Origin of the sequence: Micromonospora sp. NPDC051925 (assembly GCF_044548625.1) — a bacterium.
Classification (GTDB): domain Bacteria; phylum Actinomycetota; class Actinomycetes; order Mycobacteriales; family Micromonosporaceae; genus Micromonospora.
Genome location: NZ_JBIUCH010000002.1, coordinates 183,112 through 204,476, shown reverse-complemented (window position 1 = coordinate 204,476; position 21,365 = coordinate 183,112). Strand labels below are relative to the sequence as shown.

The window sequence follows — 21,365 nt, the reverse complement described above, 5'->3', positions numbered from 1 at the left end:
CGGGAATGTCCGTGTGCGATTGCCGTCGGTGGGCCCGCTGCGTGCGGGTCGTGCGGTGGTCAGGCGAAGCGGTCGACGAGCGCGAAGAGCTCCTCGTCGCTGGCGGTGTCGAGGTCGTCGTCGGACGGGCCCGGATCAGCCGCTGCCTCGGCCGCGTTCAGCAGCTCCCGCAGCCGCGCGGTGATCCGGTCGCGGGCCTCGTCGTCGCCGGCCACGGAGCCGATCGCCGATTCCAGGCCGGCGAGGTTGGCCAGCACCGAATCGACCGGGGTGACCTCCTCGACGGCGATCTCGTCGCGCAGGTGGCGGGCGAGGGTCTGCGCGTTCGGGTAGTCGAAGACCAGGGTGGCCGGCAGCTTCAGACCGGTCGCCTCGCGTAACCGGTTACGCAGCTCGACCGAGGTGAGCGAGTCGAATCCCGCGTCCTTGAACGCCGCGTCCGCCCGGACGGCACCCGCTTCGGAGTGCCCGAGCACGACCGCGACCTGGGCCCGTACCAGGTCCAACAGCAGTGCCTCCTGGTCGGCCGGGGTGAGTTCGGCGAGTCGGCGGGCCAGCCCCCCGTCTCCGCCGGACACCGCCCGCGCCGACTGCCGAGCCACCCGGACCAGGCCACGCAGCAGGTGCGGCACACCGCCACCGGCGGCAGCGTCGGCACGCACCTCCCGCAGGTCCAGCTTGACCGGCACCAGCAGCGCCGGCCCGGACGCCAGCGCGGCGTCGAACAGCTCCATGCCGTCCTGCGACCCCAGACCCCGCACACCCCCGCGCCCCTCACGCCGGCTCATCCGGTCCAGGGTGAGGTCGTCGATGGTGTCCGCCATGCCGGTGAGCTGCTGCCACGGCCCCCAGGCCAGCGACAGCCCCGGCACACCGGCCGCCCGCCGGTGGGCCATCAGGCCGTCCAGGTACGCGTTGGCCGCCGCGTAGCCGCCGCTGCCCGCGCCCATGAAGATCGACGAGGCGGACGAGTACACCACGAACGCGTCGAGGGCGAGGTCACGGGTCAGCTCGTCCAGGTGCCGCACCGCGTCGACCTTCGGTGCGAACACCCTGGCCAGCTTCTCCGGGGTCAACGCCCCGACCACCCCGGCGTCGAACACCCCCGCCGTGTGCACGACAGCGGTCGGCCGCTGCTCCGCCAGCAGGGCCGCGACCTGATCCCGGTCGGACAGGTCGACGGCCCGCACCGACACCTCGACGCCCTGCGCGGTCAGCTCGGCGGTCAGCTCGGCCACGCCGTCGGCGTCGTGGCCCCGACGGCTGGCCAGCACCAGCCGCCGCACACCGTACCGGGCGACCAGGTGGCGGGCCGCGAGAGCGCCCAACGTGCCGGCGCCCGAGATCAGCACGGTCGCGTCCGGGCCGAACCCGGCCGGGGAGTCCGCCGGCCGGGCGACCCGGGCGAGACGCGGCACGGACAGGGTCGTCCCGCGCACCGCGACCTGCGGCTCACCGCTGGCCAGCACCGCACCCAGCACCGCCTGTGCTCCGCTGGCGGCGGCGGGGTCGCAGTCCACCAGCACGATCCGGTCGGGATGCTCGACCTGGGCGGCCCGCACCAGACCCCACACCGCCGACGCGGCCGGGTCGGTCACCACGCCGTCGCCGGCGGGCATCGCGCCCCGGGTGGTCACCACGAGCCGTGACTCGTCCAGGTCGACCGCCGCCAGCCACGCCTGCACGACCGCGAGGACCCGCGACGTCACGGCCAGCGCGTCGCCGTCCCCGACCGCCTCCAGCACCGCCGCCGCGGGTGCGCCGGTCAGCGCGGCCACGTCGTCGGGGTGCTCCACCGCCACCCACGACGGCGACGGCTGCCCGGCGACCGCGGGCAGTTCGGCCCAGTCGACCTGGAAGAGGGAGTTGGCCCCGGCCGGGTCCACCTGTGCGGTGGACACCGCGCGCAACACCAACGAGTCCATCGTCAGGACCGGGCCGCCGGTCTGGTCGGCGGCCTCGACGGTCATCGCGTCCGGGCCACCGGACGTGACCCGGACCCGCAACGCCGAAGCTCCCACGGCGTGCAGCACGAGACCGTTCCACGCGAACGGCATCACCGACCGCCCGGGTTGCGCGTCCGTCCCGGCCGCCGCGGCGGCGACGGTGCCGGTCTGCAGGGCCGCGTCCAGCAGCGCGGGGTGGATGCCGTACGCGGAGGCGTCGTCGCGGTGCGCCTCGGGCAGGGCGACCTCGGCGAACACCTCCTCGCCCCGCCGCCACACCGTCCGCACGCCCTGGAACGCGGGCCCGTACCCGTAACCACGCTCGACCAGGTCGGTGTAGAAGTCGCCGACCTCGATCCGCTGCGCGCCGGGGGGCGGCCACGCGGTGAAGTCGAACCTGTCGCCGGTGTCGCCCGGCCTCGCCGACAGCACACCGGTGGCGTGCCGGGTCCACCCGTCGACGCCCTCCTCGTGCAGCGAGTACACGTCCACCGGACGCGCGCCGTCGTCGTCCGGTCCGCCCACCGCGACCTGGACCCGGACGCCGCCGTGCTCGGGCACCACCAGCGGCGCCTCCGTGACGAGCTCGTCCAGCACCGGGCAGCCCACCTCGTCGCCGGCCCGCAGGGCCAACTCCACCAGGCCGGTGCCGGGAAAGAGCACCACGCCGCCGATCGCGTGGTCGGCCAGCCACGGATGCGACCGCAACGACAACTGCGAGGTGAACACCACCCCGTCCGACTGGGGCAGCCGCACCACGGCGCTCAACAGCGGGTGATCCGTCACGGACTGCCCCAGCGCCGCCGCGTCGGTCGCCGTGTCGGCCGACCGGAGCCAGTAGTGCCGGTGGTCGAAGGCGTAGGTCGGCAGTTCCACCCGGGCGGACGTCGCCCCGGCCGGCAGCCACCCGGTCCAGTCCACCGGCACGCCGCGGACGAACAGCTCGGCCATCGACGTGAGCATCCGTCGCGGGCCGCCGTCGTCGCGCCGCAGCGAGCCCGTCACCAGCACGTCGGCGTCGTCCACCAGCTCGCTGACCGGCTGGACCAGCACCGGATGCGCGCTGACCTCGAGGAAGATCCCGAACCGCCGGCCGAGCAGGTCCGCCACCGCCGGGGCGAACCGGACCTGGTGGCGCAGGTTCCGGTACCAGTAGTCACCGTCCACCACTGCGGCGTCCCGAATCCACTCGCCCGTCACCGTCGAGTAGAACGGCACCGTCGGCGCCTGCGCGGTGATCCCGGCCAGGGCCGTGGCCAGCGTGTCGCGCAGATCCGCCACGTGCCGCGAGTGCGACGCGTAGTCCACCGCCACCCGCCGCACCTGGACGCCCTGGCCCGCCAGCGACTCCAGCGCCTCGTCCAACGCCTGGGCGTCCCCGGCGATCACCACCGACCTCGGGCTGTTCACCGCCGCCACCTCGACCCGGTCGGCCCACGGCTGCAACCGGGCGACCGCGTCGTCCTCGCCCAGCGCGACCGAGGCCATGCCGCCCCGGCCGGACAGCGTCGCGGCGATGGCCTGGCTGCGCAGCGCCACCACCCGTGCCGCGTCCTCCAGCGACAGCGCCCCCGCCACGTGCGCCGCCGCGATCTCGCCCTGCGAGTGGCCCAGCACGGCGTCCGGCCGTACGCCCGCCGACGTCCACACCGCCGCCAGGCCGACCATCACGGCGAAGCTGGCCGGCTGCAGCACGTCGACCCGGTCCAGCAGGTCCGGGTCGGCGTCGCCGCGCAGCACGTCCTCCAGCGACCAGTCGATCCACGGCTTCAGGGCGACGGCACACTCGGCGATCCGGCCGGCGAAGACCGGCGACGACTCCAGCAGTTCCCGGCCCATCCCGGCCCACTGCGAGCCCTGGCCCGGGAACACCCACACCACCTTCCCGGGGGCGCGGCCGTGACCGGTCACCACCCCGGCGGCGTCCTCACCCCGGGCGAGGGCACCGAGCCGGGCCAGCGCCTCGTCGGTCGAACCGGCCACCACGACGGCGCGGTCGTCCAGCACCGCCCGGCCCGCGACCAACGTGCCGGCCACGCCCGCGAGCGGCAGCGCGGTCGTCGCGAGGAGCCCGGCCAGCCGATCCGCCTGACCGGCCAGCGACGCCGCGCTGCGCGCCGTCACGACCAGCGGCACCACCCCGTCGGTCGGCACCTCGGCGGCGGGCTCCTCCGGGGCCTCCTCGATGATCAGGTGCGCGTTGGTCCCGCTGACCCCGAACGACGACACACCGGCGCGACGCGGATGCCCGTCGCGCGGCCACCGACGTGCCTCGGTCAGCAGCTCCACCGCGCCCTCGGACCAGTCCACCCCGGTGCTGGGCGCGTCGACGTGGAGGGTGGGCGGCAGCACCCCGTGCCGCAGCGCCTGCACCACCTTGATCACGCTGGCCACACCCGCGGCGGCCTGCGCGTGGCCGACGTTCGACTTCAGCGACCCCAGCCACAGCGGCTTCCCGGGATCACGACCCTGCCCGTAGGTGGCCAGCAGCGCCTGCGCCTCGATCGGATCGCCGAGGGACGTGCCGGTGCCGTGGCCCTCGACCATGTCCACCTCGGACGGCGTGAGCCCCGCACCCGCCAACGCCGCCCGAATCACCCGCTGCTGCGACGGACCATTCGGCGCCGTCAACCCATTCGACGCACCATCCTGATTCACCGCACTACCCCGCAACACCGCAAACACCCGATGCCCACGCTCCCGCGCCACCGACAACCGCTCCAACAACACCACCCCCACCCCCTCCGCCAACCCCATCCCATCCGCACCCTCCGCAAACGCCTTACACCGCCCATCCGCCGCCAACCCCCGCTGCCGCGAGAACACGACGAAGGAGTTGGGGCTGGACATCACCATCACCCCGCCGGCCAGCGCCATCGAGCACTCGCCCTGCCGCAGCGCCTGCGCCGCCAGGTGCATCGCCACCAGGGACGACGAACACGCGGTGTCGATCGTCACCGCGGGCCCCTCGAAACCGAACACGTACGACACCCGGCCCGAGGCGACGCTCGACGCCATCCCGGTGCCCGCGAAGCTCTGCATCTCCGGCCCGATCGGACCGGACCCGTAGCCCTGCGGGGCCGTGCCGACGAACACCCCGACGTCGTCACCCTTGAGCGACGTCGGGTCGACGGCGGCGTTCTCGAACGCCTCCCACGACGCCTCCAGCAGCAGCCGCTGCTGCGGATCCATGGCCAGCGCCTCCCGCGGCGAGATCCCGAAGAACCCGGCGTCGAACAGCCCCGCCTCGTGCAGGAAACCGCCCTGGCTGACGTACGAGGTGCCCGAGTGGTCGGGGTCGGGATCGAAGAGGTTCTCCAGGTCCCAGCCTCGGCCCGTCGGGAAGCCCGACACCGCGTCCCGGCCTTCGGACACCAGCTGCCACAGGTCCGCCGGCCCGGCCACCCCGCCCGGCAGCCGGCAGGCCATCCCGACGATGGCGATCGGCTCCCGGGACGCGCCGAGGAGCTGGCGGTTGCGCTTCTTCAGCTCGCCGACCTCGGCCACCGACCGTCGCAGCGCCTCGACGACCTTCTCATACGACGCACTCACCAGACGCCCCCAATCACTCGGTAGCAGATGCCGGGCCACACGGGACTACTCACCGCCGAGCACCAGTTCCACGAGATCGTCGACGTCCAGGTCGCCGATCTCCCGCTCGTCACCGGTCTCGTCGCCGACACCGTCGTCCGGCTCCCCCGTGTCGGCGAGTTCGAGCAGGGCGTCGACCAGTCCTGCCGCGCGCAGTCGCGCCAGCGGGACCGACGCGAGGGCCCGCCGCAGCCGCGCCTCGTCGGCGTTCGCGCCGGTGCCGGGCGCGGCGTCGTCCGGGCGCAGCCGGGTACCCAGGTGGTGGGCGAGCGCCAGCGGGTTCGGATAGTCGAAGACCAGCGTGGGCGGCAGCTTCAACCCGGTCGCCTCGCGCAACCGGTTACGCAGCTCCACCGAGGTCAACGAGTCGAACCCGACGTCCTTGAACGCCACGTCCGCCCGTACCTCCTGCGGGTCCGCATGCCCCAGCACCGCCGCGACCTGGCCGCGCACCACATCCAGCAGCAGCGCCTCCTGGTCGGCCGGGGTGAGCCCGCCGAGCCGACGCGCCAGCGAGTCGTGCGGCGCGGCCGCGGCCCTGGCCTGCTGCCTGCCCACGCGCACCAGACCGCGCAGCAGCGACGGCACCGCGCCACCGGCTGCGGCGTCCGCCCGCATCGCCTCCGGGTCCAGCTTCATCGGCACCAGCAGCGCCTGGTCCATGCCCAACGCGACGTCGAACAGGTCCAACCCGTCGGCCCGGGTCAGCTCCAGCACCCCTCCGCGACTCGCCCGCGCGTGGTCGACGATGCTGAGGTGGGCAGCCATCCCGGTGCTCCGCTCCCACAGGCCCCAGGCCAGCGAGAGACCGGGCAGACCCGCCGCGCGTCGGTGGGCCATCGCCGCGTCCAGGAAGGCGTTCGCCGCCGCGTAACTGCCCTGACCGCCGCCGCCGACCACTCCCGCGACCGACGAGAACACCACGAACGCGTCCAGCTCCAGTCCCCGGGTCAGTTCGTCCAGGTGCCGCACCGCGTCGACCTTGGGCGCGAACACTCCGGCCAGCCGTTGCGGGGTCAGCCCGCCGACCAACCCGTCGTCGAACACCCCGGCCGTGTGAACGACACCGGTCACCGGGTGCGCGGCCAGCAGGGCCGCGACCTGATCCCGGTCGGACAGGTCGCAGGTCACCGCCGACACGTCCGCGCCCTGCGCGGTCAGGTCGGCGACCAACTCGGCCATCCCCTCGCCGGCCGGACCCCGCCGGCTGGCCAGCACCAGCCGCCGCACACCGTGCCGCGTCACCAGGTGCCGGGCCACCAGGATGCCCAGCGCGCCGGCACCCGAGACCAGGACCGTTCCGGGTGCGCCGAAGGCGACCGGGGCATCCCGGAGCTGGCCGGTGGCACGGGCGAGTCGAGGAACGCGGAGGGCGTCCCCGCGCACGGCGAGCTGCGGCTCACCGGCCACGAGCACCAGGTCCGCACCGGCCTCGGCGGCGGGATCGGCGTCCAGCAGGACGATCCGGTCCGGGCTCTCGGCCTGGGCGGAACGGACCAGTCCCCACACCGCCGCGGCGGCCGGGTCGGTCACCAGGTGGTCACCACCGGCAGGTACGGCGCCACGGGTACGGACGACCAGGCGAGACTCCTCCAGCCGGGGTTCGGTCAGCCACGCCTGCACGACCGCCAGCACCCGGGACGTCACCGTGAGCGCGCCGTCGCCGCCGACGGCGTCGAGCACCGCCACCGGCGGCACCTCGTTGCCCCGGGCCAGCGCCGTCACGTCGTCGGCGGTGGCCACCGGCGCCCAGGACGGCACCGGCTCGACGGCAGCCGCGGGCAGTTCGGTCCAGTCCACCCGGAACATCGAGTCCCGGACGTGGTGTGCGGCGGCCCCCAGCTGCGCCGCCGACACCGGGCGGGACACCAGCGAGTCCATCGTCAGCACCGGCCCACCGGTCTCGTCGGCCGCCTCGACGACCAGGGCGTCCGGTCCGTGCGGCGCGAGCCGCACCCGCAGCGCCGCCGCACCCGCGGCGTGCAGGACGAATCCGTTCCACGCGAAGGCGAGCACCGCCTCCCCCGGCTGCTGCGCCGGGTCGCCGGCCGTGGCGGCCTGTAGCGCGGCATCCAGCAACGCCGGGTGTACGCCGAACCGGCCCGCCTCCGCGCGCAGGTCATCGGGCAGGGCCACCTCGGCGAACACCTCGTCGCCCCGCCGCCACACCGCCCGCAGGCCCTGGAAGGCGGGGCCGTAGCCGTAGCCACGCTCGGCCAGGTCGGGGTAGAAGTTCCCGACGTCGACCGGCTCCGCGTCGCGTGGCGGCCAGGCGGTGAAGTCGAACCCGCTGCCAGCGCCGCTCGGTGCCGCCGACAGCACACCGACGGCGTGCCGGGTCCAGCTACCCGTGCCGCCGTCGCGTCGGGAGTGCACCTCCACGCCGCGTACGCCGTTCGCGCCCGGCCCGCCCAGGGCCACCTGCACCCGTACCCCGCCCTGCTCGGGCACCACCAGCGGCGCCTCGATCACCAACTCGTCCAGCACCGAACACCCGGCCTCGTCACCGGCGCGCACGGCCACCTCCACCAACCCGCTGCCGGGGAGGATCACGACCCCGCCGACCGCGTGGTCGGCGAGCCACGGATGCGACCGCACCGACAGCAACGACGTGAACACCAGGCCGTCCGACGTCGGCAGCTGCACCACCGCGCCCAGCAACGGGTGGTCGGCCGCCGTCTGTCCGAGCGACGTCGCGTCGGTGGCCGAGCCGGTGAGCTGCCGCAGCCAGTAGTGCCGGTGGTCGAAGGCGTAGGTCGGCAGCTCCACCCGCCGCGTCGCCGGGGGCAGCAGCCCGGTCCAGTCCACCGCCACGCCCCGGACGTGCAACTCGGCCATCGAGGTCAACAGCCGCCGCAGGCCACCGTCGTCGCGCCGCACCGACCCCGTCACCACGACATCGGCGTCGTCCACGATCTCGCTGATCGGCTGGACCAGCACCGGATGGGCGCTGATCTCCACGAACACGCCGTGGCCCTGGCCGATCAGCTCGGCCACAGCCGGCCCGAACCGCACCTGGCCGCGCAGGTTCCGGTACCAGTACCCGCCGTCCACGACCCCGGCGTCACGGATCCACCCGCCGGTCACGGTCGAGTAGAACGGCACCTTCGGGGCCAGCGCCCGCACCTGCGCCAACGTCTCGGCGAGCAGGTCGCGGATCGTCTCCACCTGGTTGGTGTGCGAGCCGTAGTCGACCGCCACCCGCCGCACCCGCACGCCGTCCCCCGCCAACGCGTCGAGTGCCTCGTCCAGCGCGCGGGCGTCACCCGCGATCACCACCGAGGTGGGGCTGTTGACCGCGGCGACCTGGACCAGGTCCGCCCACGACGCCAACCGCGCGACCGCCTCGTCCTCGCTCAGGGCGACCGAGGCCATGCCACCCCGCCCGGACAGCGCCGTGGCGATGGCCTGGCTGCGCAGCGCCACCACCCGTGCCGCGTCCTGGAGCGACAGCGCGCCCGCCACGCAGGCGGCGGCGATCTCACCCTGGGAGTGACCGACGACGGCATCCGGGCGCAGCCCGCACGACCGCCACACCGCGGCCAGGCCGACCATCATGGCGAAGCTGGCCGGCTGCAGCACGTCGACCCGGTCCAGCAGCTCGGGCGCGGCCTCGCCGCGCAGCACGTCGATCAACGACCAGTCCACCCACGGCGTCAACGCGACCGCGCACTCGGCGATCCGCTCGGCGAAGACCGGCGACGACTCCAGCAGCTCCCGACCCATCCCGGCCCACTGCGTGCCCTGGCCCGGGAACACCCACACCACCCGGCCCGACGCACCCACCCGACCGGTGACCACGCCGGCCGCGTTCCCACCCTGCGCCAGCGTCGTGAGCCCGGCCGTCGCCTCGGCCCGGGAGCCCGCCACCACCACGGCACGCTCGGTCAGCGCGGCCCGACCGGACGCCAGCGCCCCGGCCACGCTCGCCAGCGGCACCTCGTCAGCCTCCTCGAGGTACGCCGCGAGCCGGCCGGCCAGCAACGCCAGCGAGGCGGTGCTGCGCGCGGACACCAGCACGGGCAGCACGTCCGGGGACGCGGCCGGCCCGGGGTCGGGGGTGTGGTCCGACGGCGGCGCCTCCTCCAGGATGAGGTGCGCGTTCGTGCCGCTGACCCCGAACGCGGAGACCCCGGCCCGGCGCGGGTGCCCGTTGCGCGGCCAGTCCCGCGCCTCGGTCAGCAGCTCGACCGCGCCGGCGGACCAGTCCACCTCGGGCGTGGGCGCGTCCACGTGCAGGGTCGCCGGCAACACTCCGTGCCGCAGCGCCTGCACCACCTTGATCACGCCGGCCACGCCGGCGGCTGCCTGCGCGTGACCGATGTTCGACTTCAACGACCCCAGCCACAACGGCGTGCCGGGATCCCGGTCCTGGCCGTACGTGGCCAGCAGCGCCTGCGCCTCGATCGGGTCGCCCAGCGCGGTGCCGGTGCCGTGGGCCTCCACCACGTCCACCTCGGACGGGGCCAGTCCGGCGTTGGCCAACGCCCGGCGGATCACCCGCTGCTGCGACGGGCCGTTCGGCGCGGTCAGCCCGTTGGACGCGCCGTCCTGGTTCACCGCGCTGCCCCGCAGCACCGCCAGGATCTGGTGCCCGCGCTCCCGCGCCACCGACAGTCGCTCGAGGACCACCACCCCGACACCCTCGGCCCAGCCGGTGCCGTCGGCGGCGGCGGCGAACGCCTTGCAGCGCCCGTCCACGGCGAGGCCCCGCTGCCGGGAGAACTCGACGAAGGCGCCCGGGTTCGCCATGACCGTCGCGCCACCGGCCAGCGCCATCGAGCACTCGCCCTGGCGCAGCGCATGGGCCGCCAGGTGGATGGCCACCAGCGAGGACGAACAGGCCGTGTCGATCGTGATCGCCGGGCCCTCGAAGCCGAAGACGTACGACACCCGGCCCGACGCCACGCTCGACGACCCGCCGGTGCCCGCGAAGCCCTCCAGCTCCGGCGTGACCACGCTGGCCCCGGGCGCGACGTAGCCCTGGCCGAAGACGCCGGTGAACACGCCGACGTCGGCGCCCTTCAGCGAGGTCGCGTCGACGCCGGTGTCCTCCAGCGCCTCCCACGAGGTCTCGAGCAGCAACCGCTGCTGCGGGTCCATCGCCAGCGCCTCACGCGGCGAGATCCCGAAGAACCCGGCGTCGAACAGCCCCGCCTCGTGCAGGAAACCCCCCTGACTGGTGTACGACGTGCCCGGTCGTTCCGGGTCGGGGTCGAACAGGCCCTCCAGATCCCAGCCACGGTCGGTGGGGAACCCGGACACCGCGTCCCGGCCCTCGGCCACCAGCCGCCACAGGTCCGCCGGCCCGGCCACCCCACCGGGCAACCGGCACGCCATGCCCACGATGGCGATCGGCTCCTCGGGGTCGGCGGCCAGCACCGTCGGCGCGACCACCGTCGGCGTGCCGTCGCCCAGCTCGTCGCGCAGGTGGCGGGCGAGGGCCTGCGGGCTCGGGTGGTCGAACACCAGGGTGGCGGGCAGCTTCAGGCCGGTCGCCTCCCGCAGCCGGTTGCGCAGCTCCACCGACGTCAACGAGTCGAACCCGGCCTCCTTGAACGCCGCGTCCGCCCGGACCGCGCCGGCACCGGAGTGCCCGAGCACGGCCGCGACCTGGCCGCGTACCAGGTCCAGCAGCAGGGTCAGCTGGTCCGCCGGGGTGAGCCCGGCCAGCTGCTCGGCGAGTCGGCCGCGATCCCCGCCGGCACCACCCGAGCGTGCCTGCCGCCGACCGGCGCGGACCAGGCCGCGCAGCATGTGCGGCACCACACCGCCCGCCGAGGCGTCGGCGCGGACCCCGCGCAGGTCCAACTTCGCGGGCACCAGCAACGCCTGCCCGGTGCCGAGGGCGGCATCGAAGAGCTCCATGCCCTCGGCCTGGGTCATCAGCTGGAGTCCGCCGCGCCGGCTCATCCGGGCCCTGGTCAGCTCGTCGGTGTTCGCCGCCATGCCGGTGGACTGCTCCCACAGCCCCCACGCCAACGACAACCCCGGCAACCCCAACGACCGACGCCGCGCCATCAACCCGTCCAGGAACGCATTCGCCGCCGCATAACTACCACTACCCGCACCCATGAACACCGCAGACACCGACGAATACACCACGAACGCGTCCAGCGACAGCCCACGCGTCAACTCGTCCAGGTGCCGCACCGCGTCCACCTTCGGCGCGAACACCCGGGCCAGCTTGTCCGGGGTCACCGTCTCGATCACGCCCGCGTCCAGCACACCGGCGGTGTGCACGACGGCGGTCGGACGGTGCCCGGCCAGCAGGGCCGCCACCTGATCCCGGTCGGACACGTCGCAGGCCACCACCGCCACGTCCACGCCCTGCCCGGTGAGCTCGGCGACCAGCTCGGCCACTCCCTCGGCGGCCGAACCCCGCCGGCTGGCCAGCACCAGACGCCGGACGCCGTGCCGGTTCACCAGATGCCGGGCGGCCAGGGCGCCCAGCGCGCCCGCACCCGAGACCAGGACCGTGCTCTCCGGGCCGAACACGGCAGGCGCGTCGGCGACCCGGGCGGCGCGGGCGAGACGCGGCACGGAGAGGGTCGTGCCGCGCACCGCGATCTGCGGCTCGCCACTGGCCAGTGCCGCGCCCAGCACGGGTTCCGCGCCCTCGTCGACGGCCGGGTCCAGGTCCAGCAGGACGATCCGGTCCGGGTTCTCGCCCTGGGCGGCCCGCACGAGACCCCACACCGCCGCCCCGGCCGGGTCCGGCACCGCGCCGTCCCCCGCGGGTACCGCGCCGCGGGTCGCGACCACCAGCCGCGACTCCTCCAGCCCCGATCCGGCCAGCCAGGCCTGCACGACCTCCAGCACCCGGGACGTCACCGGCAGGGCTTCGCCCGCACCGGCCGCCTCCAGCACGACCGCCGCAGGTACGTCGGTCAGGGCAGCCACCTCGTCGGCGGTGCTGACCGGCGTCCACGACGGGGCCGGCACGCCCACGACGTCGGTCAGTGCGGTCCATTCCACCTGGAACAGGGAGTTGGCGAGCGGGGTGCCCGTCCCGGCGGCGGCCGAGCCCCCGGTGGGCGGCGGCCGGAGCCCGAGTGAGTCCGCGGTCACCACCAGCGCGCCGGTGTCGTCGGCGGCGGCCAGCGACACGGTGTCGCCGCCGGCGGACACCAGCCGTACCCGCAGCGTCGACGCGCCCACGGCGTGCAGCACCAGCCCGTGCCAGTCCCGCGGTTGCCGCGGCTGCGCCCCGTCCTCGTCCGTCGCCAGCAGGGCCGGGTGCAGGGCCGCGTCCAGCAACACGGGGTGGATGCCGTATCCGGCCGCCTCCGCGCTCCGCTCCTCGGGCAGGGCGACGTCGACGAACACCTCACCGCCCCGCTGCCACGCCGCCCGTACCGCCTGGCCCGACTGCCCGTACCGGTGGCCGCGTTCGGCCAGGTCGACGTAGAGCTCCTCGACGTCGACCGGGCGCGCACCGGGGGGCGGCCAGGCGGCGAAGTCGAACGACTCCGGTGTCCCGGGCGTGTGCGACAGGACGCCGGTGGCGTGCCGCGTCCACACCTCGTCGCCGGTGTCCTCGCGCAGCGAGTAGATGCCCACCGTGCGTACGTCGTGCGCGCCGGGCCCGCTCAGGGCGACCTGCACCCGCACGCCACCGTGCGCGGGGAGGACGAGCGGCGTGTCGATCACCAGTTCGTCGAGGACCGGGCACCCGGCTTCGTCCCCGGCGCGCACCGCCAGTTCGACCAGCCCGGCGTTCGGGACGGCCACGACGCCGTCGACCGTGTGCTCGGCCAGCCACGGGTGCGACCGCACCGACAACCGTGACGTGAAGACCAACCCGTCCGACTGCGGCAGCCGTACGACCGCGCCGAGCATCGGATGGTCGGCGCTGGCCATCCCGAGCGACGGCGCGTCCGCCGGCACCGCCGGATGCAGCCAGTAGTGCTGGTGGTCGAACGCGTACGTCGGCAGGTCGACCCGACCGGTGACCGGCGGCAGCACGGCGCTCCAGTCCACCGCCACACCGTGCACGAACAGCTCGGCCATCGAGGTCAGCAGCCGTCGCGCGCCACCGTCGTCGCGGCGCAGCGTGCCGGTCACCAGGATGTCGCCCTCGATGCCGTCGACGACGTCGTTGATCGGCTGGACCAGCACCGGGTGCGCGCTCACCTCCACGAACACCCGGTGACCCTGGTCGATCAGGTCGGCGACGGCCGGACCGAACCGCACCTGGTTGCGCAGGTTCCGGTACCAGTAGTCACCGTCGACGATCCCGGCGTCCCGGATCCACCCACCGGTGACCGTGGAGTAGAAGGGCACCACCGGCGCCTGTGCGTCGATCCCGATCAACGCCTCGGCCAGCTCGTCCTCGACGTCCTCGACGTGCCAGGTGTGCGACGCGTAGTCCACCGCCACCCGCCGGCCGCCCAGCGCCTCCACCGCCTCGGCCAGCGCTTCGGCGTCACCGGCGATCACCACCGAGGAGGGACCGTTGACCGCGGCGATCTCGACCCGATCGCCCCACGGCGCCAACCGGGCGGCCACCTCGTCCCGGCTCAGGGCCACCGATGCCATGCCACCGCGTCCGGACAGCTCGGCGGCGATGGCCTGGCTGCGCAACGCGACGACCCGCGCGGCGTCCTCCAGCGACAACGCGCCCGCCACGCAGGCCGCGGCGATCTCGCCCTGCGAGTGGCCGACCACCGCGTCGGGCACCACACCCACCGACGCCCACACGGCGGCCAGCCCCACCATCACCGCGAAGCTGGCCGGTTGCAGCACGTCGACCCGGTCCATCAGCTCGGGGTCGGTCTCGCCGCGCAGCACGTCCACCAGGGACCAGTCGATCCAGCGCTCCAACGCGGCGGCGCACCCGGTGATCCGCTCGGCGAACACCGGGGAGGTGTCCAGCAGCTCCCGGCCCATGCCGACCCACTGCGTCCCCTGGCCCGGGAACACCCACACCAGCTTCCCCGGCACGCGCACGCTGCCGGTCACCACACCGGCCGTGCTCTCGCCGCGGGCCAGCGCGTCCAGGCTGGTCGACGCCTCCTGCGCCGAGCCCGCCACCACCACGGCCCGATCGCCCAGCACCGCCCGGGTCGACAGCAACGCGTTCGCCACCCGCGTCAGCGGCACCTCGTCGGTCCCGTCGAGGAACGCCGCCAGCCGACCCGCCTGGCCCGCCAGGGCACCGGTGCTCCGCGCCGACACCACCAGCGGCACCACGCCGTCCGGCTGCTCCTGCACGGGAAGGTCCCGGACGTCGTCGGTCGGCGCTTCCTCGATGATCAGGTGCGCGTTCGTGCCGCTGATCCCGAACGACGACACCCCCGCCCGGCGCGGTCGGCCGTTGGGTGACCAGTCCCGGGCCTCGGTCAGCAGTGCGACGGCACCGGCGGACCAGTCGACCTGGTGGGTGGGCTCGGCCACGTGCAGCGTGGGTGGCAGTGCCCCGTGCCGCAGCGCCTGCACCATCTTGATCACGCTCGCCACGCCCGCAGCCGCCTGGGTGTGCCCGACGTTCGACTTCAACGAACCCAGCCACAGCGGCCGGTCCGCGTCGCGGTCCCGGCCGTAGGTGGCCAGCAACGCCTGCGCCTCGATCGGATCACCCAGCGCGGTGCCCGTACCGTGGGCCTCCACCGCGTCCACGTCGGAGGCCGACAGGCCGGCGTTGGCCAGCGCGCTGCGGATCACCCGCTGCTGCGACGGGCCGTTCGGCGCGGTCAGGCCGTTGGACGCGCCGTCCTGGTTCACCGCGCTGCCGCGGATCACCGCCAGCACCTGGTGCCCCCGCTCCCGGGCCACCGACAGCCGTTCGAGGACCACGATGGCGACGCCCTCGGACAACACCGTGCCGTCCGCGGTCGAGGAGAAGGCCTTGACCCGCCCGTCCTCGGCCAACCCCCGCTGCCGGGACATGCCGAGCACGCCGATCGGCGAGCCCATCACGGCGACCCCGCCGGCCAGCGCCATCGAGCACTCACCCTGCCGCAGTGCCTGCGCCGCGAGGTGCGTCGCCACCAGCGACGACGAACACGCCGTGTCGACGGTGACCGCCGGCCCCTCGAAACCGAACGTGTACGACACCCGGCCCGACGCCACGCTGCCGGCGGTCGCGGTGGTGACGAAGCCTTCGAGCTCCGCCGGCATGTTGCTCAGGGACTCCAGGTAGTCGTGGATGGAGACACCGGTGAAGACACCGATGTTGTCGCCGCGCACCCTGGTCGGATCGATGCCCGCCCGCTCCAGGGCTTCCCACGAGGCTTCCAGCAGCAGCCGCTGCTGCGGGTCCATCGCCAGCGCCTCCCGCGGCGAGATCCCGAAGAAGCCGGCGTCGAACAGGCCGGCGCCCTGAAGGAAACCGCCCTGACGCGTGTACGACGTGCCCGGACGATCCGGATCGGGGTCGAACAGGCCCGCCAGGTCCCAACCCCGGTCGTCGGGGAAGGGGGACATCCCCTCCCGACCCTCGTACAGCATCCGCCACAGGTCGTCGGGGTCGGTGACGCCACCGGGCAGCCGGCAGGCCATGCCGACGATCGCGATCGGCTCGTCCGGGTCGGCGGGCGCGGTGACCGTGGTGGTGGTGCCGGCCACCGTGTCGCCCAGCTCGGCCCGCAGGTGACGGGCCAACGCCACCGGGGTGGGATAGTCGAAGACCAGCGTGGCGGGCAACTTCACACCGGTCGCCGCGCTCAGTCGGTTGCGCAGCTCGACCGCCGTCAGGGAGTCGAACCCGATCTCGCTGAACGGGCGGGTGCCCTGCGCCAGTTCCGGCCCGCTGAAGCCCAGCACGCCGGTCGCCTCGGCCTGGACGATGCCCACCAGGATGGTTTCCTGTTCTTCCGGTGCCAGCCCGGCGAGCCGACGGACCAGTCCGCCGCTGTCGCCCGCCGACGCCCGCGCCACCCGCCGGCCCACCCGGACCAGGCTGCGCAGCAGGTGCGGGACGTCCCCGCCGGTCCCGGCCTGGGCCCGCAACGCCTTCAGGTCGAGCTTGATCGGCACCAACAGCGCCTGGTCGGCGTGCAGGCCCAGGTCGAACAGGGCGGTGCCCTCGGCCGGGGTCATCGCCAGGACGCCGCCACGGCTCATCCGTGCCTGGTCGACGGCGCTGAGGTGGGCGGTCAGGCCGGTGCGCTGCTCCCACAGGCCCCACGCCAACGCCACGCCCGGCAGCCCGGCCGCCCGGCGGTCGGCCATCACCCCGTCCAGGTACGCGTTCGCCGCGGCGTAGTTACCCTGACCGGCGGAGCCCATCAGCGCGGCGGCCGACGAGAAGACGACGAAGGCGTCCAGATCCGTGTCACGGGTCAGCTCGTCGAGGTGACGTACCGCGTCCACCTTGGGGGCGAAGACGCCGGCCAGTCGCTCGGGGGTCAACGCGCCGATCACGCCGTCGTCCAGGACGCCGGCCATGTGCACGACAGCCGTCGGGCGGTGCTCCGCCAGCAGCGCCGCGACCTGCTCCCGGTCGGACACGTCGCAGGCCACCACCGACACGTCCGCGCCCTGCTCGGTCAGGTCGGCGACCAGCTCCGCGACACCGTCGGCGGCCGGACCCCGCCGACTGGCCATCACCAGGCGGCGCACCCCGTGCCGGGACACCAGGTGCCGGGTGATCATGGCACCCAGCGACCCGGTCCCACCGGTGACCAGCACGGTCCCCTCCGACCGGAACACGTCGGGTGCGCCCGGCTCCTGCCCTGCGGCACGGGCCAGCCGGGGCGCGGAGAGGGTCTTCCCGCGCACCGCGAGCTGCGGTTCGCCGCTGGCCAGCGCCGCCCCCAGCATCGGGTCCGCGTCGGCGGGGTCGGCGTCGACCAGGACGAACCGGTTCGGGTTCTCCGCCTGGGCGGCCCGGACCAGACCCCAGACCGCCGCGCCGGCGGGATCGCTCACCACACCGTCACCCGCGGGCATCGCGCCCCTGGTCACCACCACCAGCCGCGCATCCGCCAGCCCGGCCTCGGCCAGCCAGGCCTGGACGACGGCGAGCACCCGCGTGGTCAGCGCCAGCGGCCCGTCGTCGTCCCCGACCGCCGGCAGGACGGCGGTCGGTGCGACGGCCGCGCTCCGCGCCAGGGCCACCACGTCGTCCGCCGTGGCGACCGACGTCCAGGACGGTGCGGAGAGCGCGGCGGCCGGGGTCAGTTCGGTCCACTCCACCCGGAACAGCGAGTCGTGGCTCTCCTGCGCCGCCGTCTCCAGCTGGTCGGCGGAGACCGGCAGCGACACCAGCGAGTCCATCGTCACGACCGGAGCGCCGGTCTCGTCGGCGGCCTGGAACGACAACGCGTCCGGCCCGCACGGCGCGACCCGCACCCGCAGCGCCGACGCGCCGGCGGCGTGCAGCACCAACCGGTTCCACGCGAACGGCAGCACCCGGCGGTCGTCGTCCGGGTTGGCGAAGGCGTTGGTGTGCAGGGCGGCGTCCAGCAGCGCCGGGTGGATGCCGAACCGGCCGGCGTCCTCCCGCTGGTCGTCGGGGAGCGCGACCTCGGCGAACACCTCGTCGCCCCGCCGCCACACCGCGCGCAGCCCCTGGAACGCCGGCCCGTAGGCGTAACCACGGCCGACGAGGTCGGGGTAGAAGTCCGCGATGTCGACCTGGTGCACACCCGGCGGCGGCCACGCGGTGAAGTCGAATCCCGTCGCCGCCGGTGTCGTCGGCGTGGTCGACAGGAGTCCCGTGGCGTGCCGGGTCCAGGTGTCCGTGCCGTCCTCGCGCAGGGAGTACACGGAGACCGGGCGCAGCCCGGTCTCCGCCGGCCCACCGACCGCGACCTGGAGCCGCACCCCGCCCTGCTCGGGCAGCACCAGCGGCGCCTCGATCACGAGTTCTTCCAGGACGCCGAAGCCGAACTCGTCGCCGGCCCGTACCGCGAGGTCGACGTAGACCGTGCCGGGGATGATCACCACGCCGCCGATCGCGTGACCGGCGAGCCACGGGTGCGTCCGCAGTGACAGGCGCGAGGTGAAGACCAGCCCGTCCGACTGCGGCAGCGGCACCACCGCGCCCAGCAGCGGATGATCGGCGCCGACCAGGCCCAGGGAGGTCGCGTCGGTGGCCGACTCGGCCATCCGGAGCCAGTAGTGCTGGTGGTCGAAGGCGTACGTGGGCAGTTCGACGGGCGTCGTCCCCGACCCGGTGGGCAGGAGCACGGCCCAGTCCAGCGGGACGCCCCGGACGTACAGCTCGGCCATCGACGTCAGCAGCCGGCGCAGGCCACCCTCGTCGCGCCGCAGCGAACCGGTCACCACCACGTCGCCGCCGACCCTGTCGACGATCTCGCTGATCGGCTGGACCAGCACCGGGTGCGCGCTGATCTCGACGAACACGCCGTGCCCCTGGGCGAGCAGGTCGGAGACCGCCGGCCCGAACCGCACCTGGTTGCGCAGGTTCCGGTACCAGTAGCCACCGTCCACGACTCCGGCGGCCTGGATCCACTCCCCCGTCACCGTCGAGTAGAACGGCACCGTCGGCGCCTGCGCCGCGACCCCGGCCAGCGCGTCGGCCAGGATGTCGCGGACGTCCTCCACGTGCCGGCTGTGCGAGGCGTAGTCCACCGCGATCCGCCGCACCCGCACGCCCTGGTCGTCCAGCACGTCCAGGGCCTCGTCGAGGGCATCGGCGTCCCCCGCGATCACCACGGACGACGGGCCGTTCACGGCCGCCACCTCGACCCGGCCGACCCACGCGGTCAGTCGCTGGGTCGCCTCGTCCTCGCTCAGGGCCACGGAGGCCATGCCGCCGCGCCCGGACAGCGTGGCGGCGATCGCCTGGCTGCGCAGCGCGACCACCCGGGCCGCGTCGTCGAGCGACAGCGCGCCGGCGACACAGGCCGCAGCGATCTCACCCTGGGAATGGCCGACCACCGCGTCGGGCCGTACGCCCACCGACGTCCAGATCGCGGCCAGGCCCACCATCACCGCGAAGCTGGCCGGCTGCAGCACGTCGACCCGCTTCATCACCGCCGGGTCGACGTCTCCCCGCAGCACGTCGACAAGGGACCAGTCGACCCATCGTTCGAGCGCGGCGGCGCAGTCCGCGATCCGCGCCGCGAACACCGGGGAGGAGTCCAGCAGCTCCCGGCCCATGCCGGCCCACTGCGTGCCCTGGCCCGGGAACACCCAGACCACCGGGCCCGGCGTACCGGAGCCGGTCACCAGACCGGGCGCGTTCTCACCGCGCGTCAACGCACCGAACCCGGCCGCTGCCTCGTCGGTCGAGCCCGCGACGACCACGGCGCGTTCACCCAGCGTGGCCCGGCCCGACACCAGCGCCCCGGCCACCCGGGCCAGCGGCACCCCGGTGCCCTCGACGAACGACGCCAGCCGACCCGCCTGCGCCGCGAGCGACGTGGTGGTGTGCGCCGACACCACCAACGCAACGGCCCCGGTCGGCGGCGGCTCCAGCGGGGTCGGCGTCGCCTCCTCCGGTGCTTCTTCCAGGATCAGGTGCGCGTTGGTGCCGCTGGCGCCGAACGACGACACCCCGGCCCGCCGGGGATGACCGTTACGCGGCCAGTCGCGGGCCTCGGTCAACAGCTCGACCGCACCGGCCGACCAGTCCACCTGCGGCGTGGGCGCGTCCACGTGCCGGGTCGCCGGCAACAACCCGTGGCGCAGCGCCAGCACCGTCTTGATCACACCGGCCACCCCGGATGCCGCCTGGGTGTGGCCGATGACGGACTTGACCGAGCCGAGCCACAGCGGCTGCCGTGGATCCCGACCCTGCCCGTACGTGGCGAGCAACGCCTGCGCCTCGATCGGGTCGCCCAGGACGGTGCCGGTGCCGTGGCCCTCCACGGCGTCGACCTCGGCCGGCCGGAGTCCGGCACTTGTCAACGCGTTGCGGATCACCCGCTGCTGCGACGGGCCGTTCGGCGCGGTCAGCCCGTTGGACGCGCCGTCCTGGTTCACCGCGCTGCCCCGGATCACCGCCAACACCTGGTGCCCCCGCTCCCGGGCCACCGACAGGCGCTCCAGCAGCAGCACGCCGACGCCCTCGGCCCAGGACGAACCGTCGGCACCCGCGGCGTACGACTTGCAACGCCCGTCGAAGGCGAGGCCGCGCTGACGCGCGAAGCCGACGAACCCACCGGGTGTCGCCATCACTGTCGCACCGCCGGCCAGCGCCATCGAGCACTCGCCCCGGCGCAGCGCCTGGGCGGCCAGGTGGACGGCCACCAGCGACGACGAGCACATGGTGTCGACCGTCACCGCCGGCCCCTCCAGCCCGAGCGTGTACGCGACCCGGCCGGAGGCGACACCGCCCGCGGTGCCCAGGGCGCGCTCCAGGCTGAGGAACCCCTCGAACCCGCTGAGGTCGGGTGCGTAGTCCTGGTGCACTATCCCGGCGAACACGCCGACGTCACTGCCCCGCACCGAGTGCGGGTCGATGCCGGCCCGCTCGAAGGTCTCCCACGCCACCTCGAGCAGTTGCCGCTGCTGCGGGTCCATCGCCAGGGCCTCACGTGGCGAGATCCCGAAGAACGCGGCGTCGAACTGCCCGGCGTCGTGCAGGAAGGCCCCTTCCCGGACGTACGTCGTCCCGGGGTTGTCCGGGTCCGGGTGGTAGAGACCCTCCAGGTCCCAGCCACGGTCGGTGGGGAAGCCGGTGTAGACGTCGGTGCCGTCGGTCACCACCCGCCACAGGTCCTCGGGGCCACGGATGCCGCCGGCGTACCGGCAGGCCATCGAGACGATCGCGATGGGCTCCGCGGCTGCGGCGACAAGCGCGCTGTTCTCCTGCTGAAGCCGGGCGTTCTCCTTCAGCGAGGCACGCAGTGCCTGGACGATCTGCTCGTCGGGCGCCGACATAACCCCTCCTCCACGTTCGTTCGTCATCGG

General features: G+C 74.5%; 2 protein-coding genes. Both read right to left on the bottom strand.

The annotated features are described in order from the left end of the window. Positions 1–59 precede the first annotated feature (59 nt). A complete protein-coding gene (locus ACIG87_RS03675; protein ID WP_396847838.1) occupies positions 60–5,498 on the bottom strand; it encodes a beta-ketoacyl synthase N-terminal-like domain-containing protein in 5,439 nt (1,812 codons plus the stop codon). 45 nt (positions 5,499–5,543) lie between these two features. Then, positions 5,544–21,335, bottom strand: coding sequence for an SDR family NAD(P)-dependent oxidoreductase (locus ACIG87_RS03670; RefSeq protein ID WP_396847836.1), 15,792 nt, complete (start codon positions 21,333–21,335; stop codon positions 5,544–5,546). Positions 21,336–21,365: the final 30 nt, after the last annotated feature.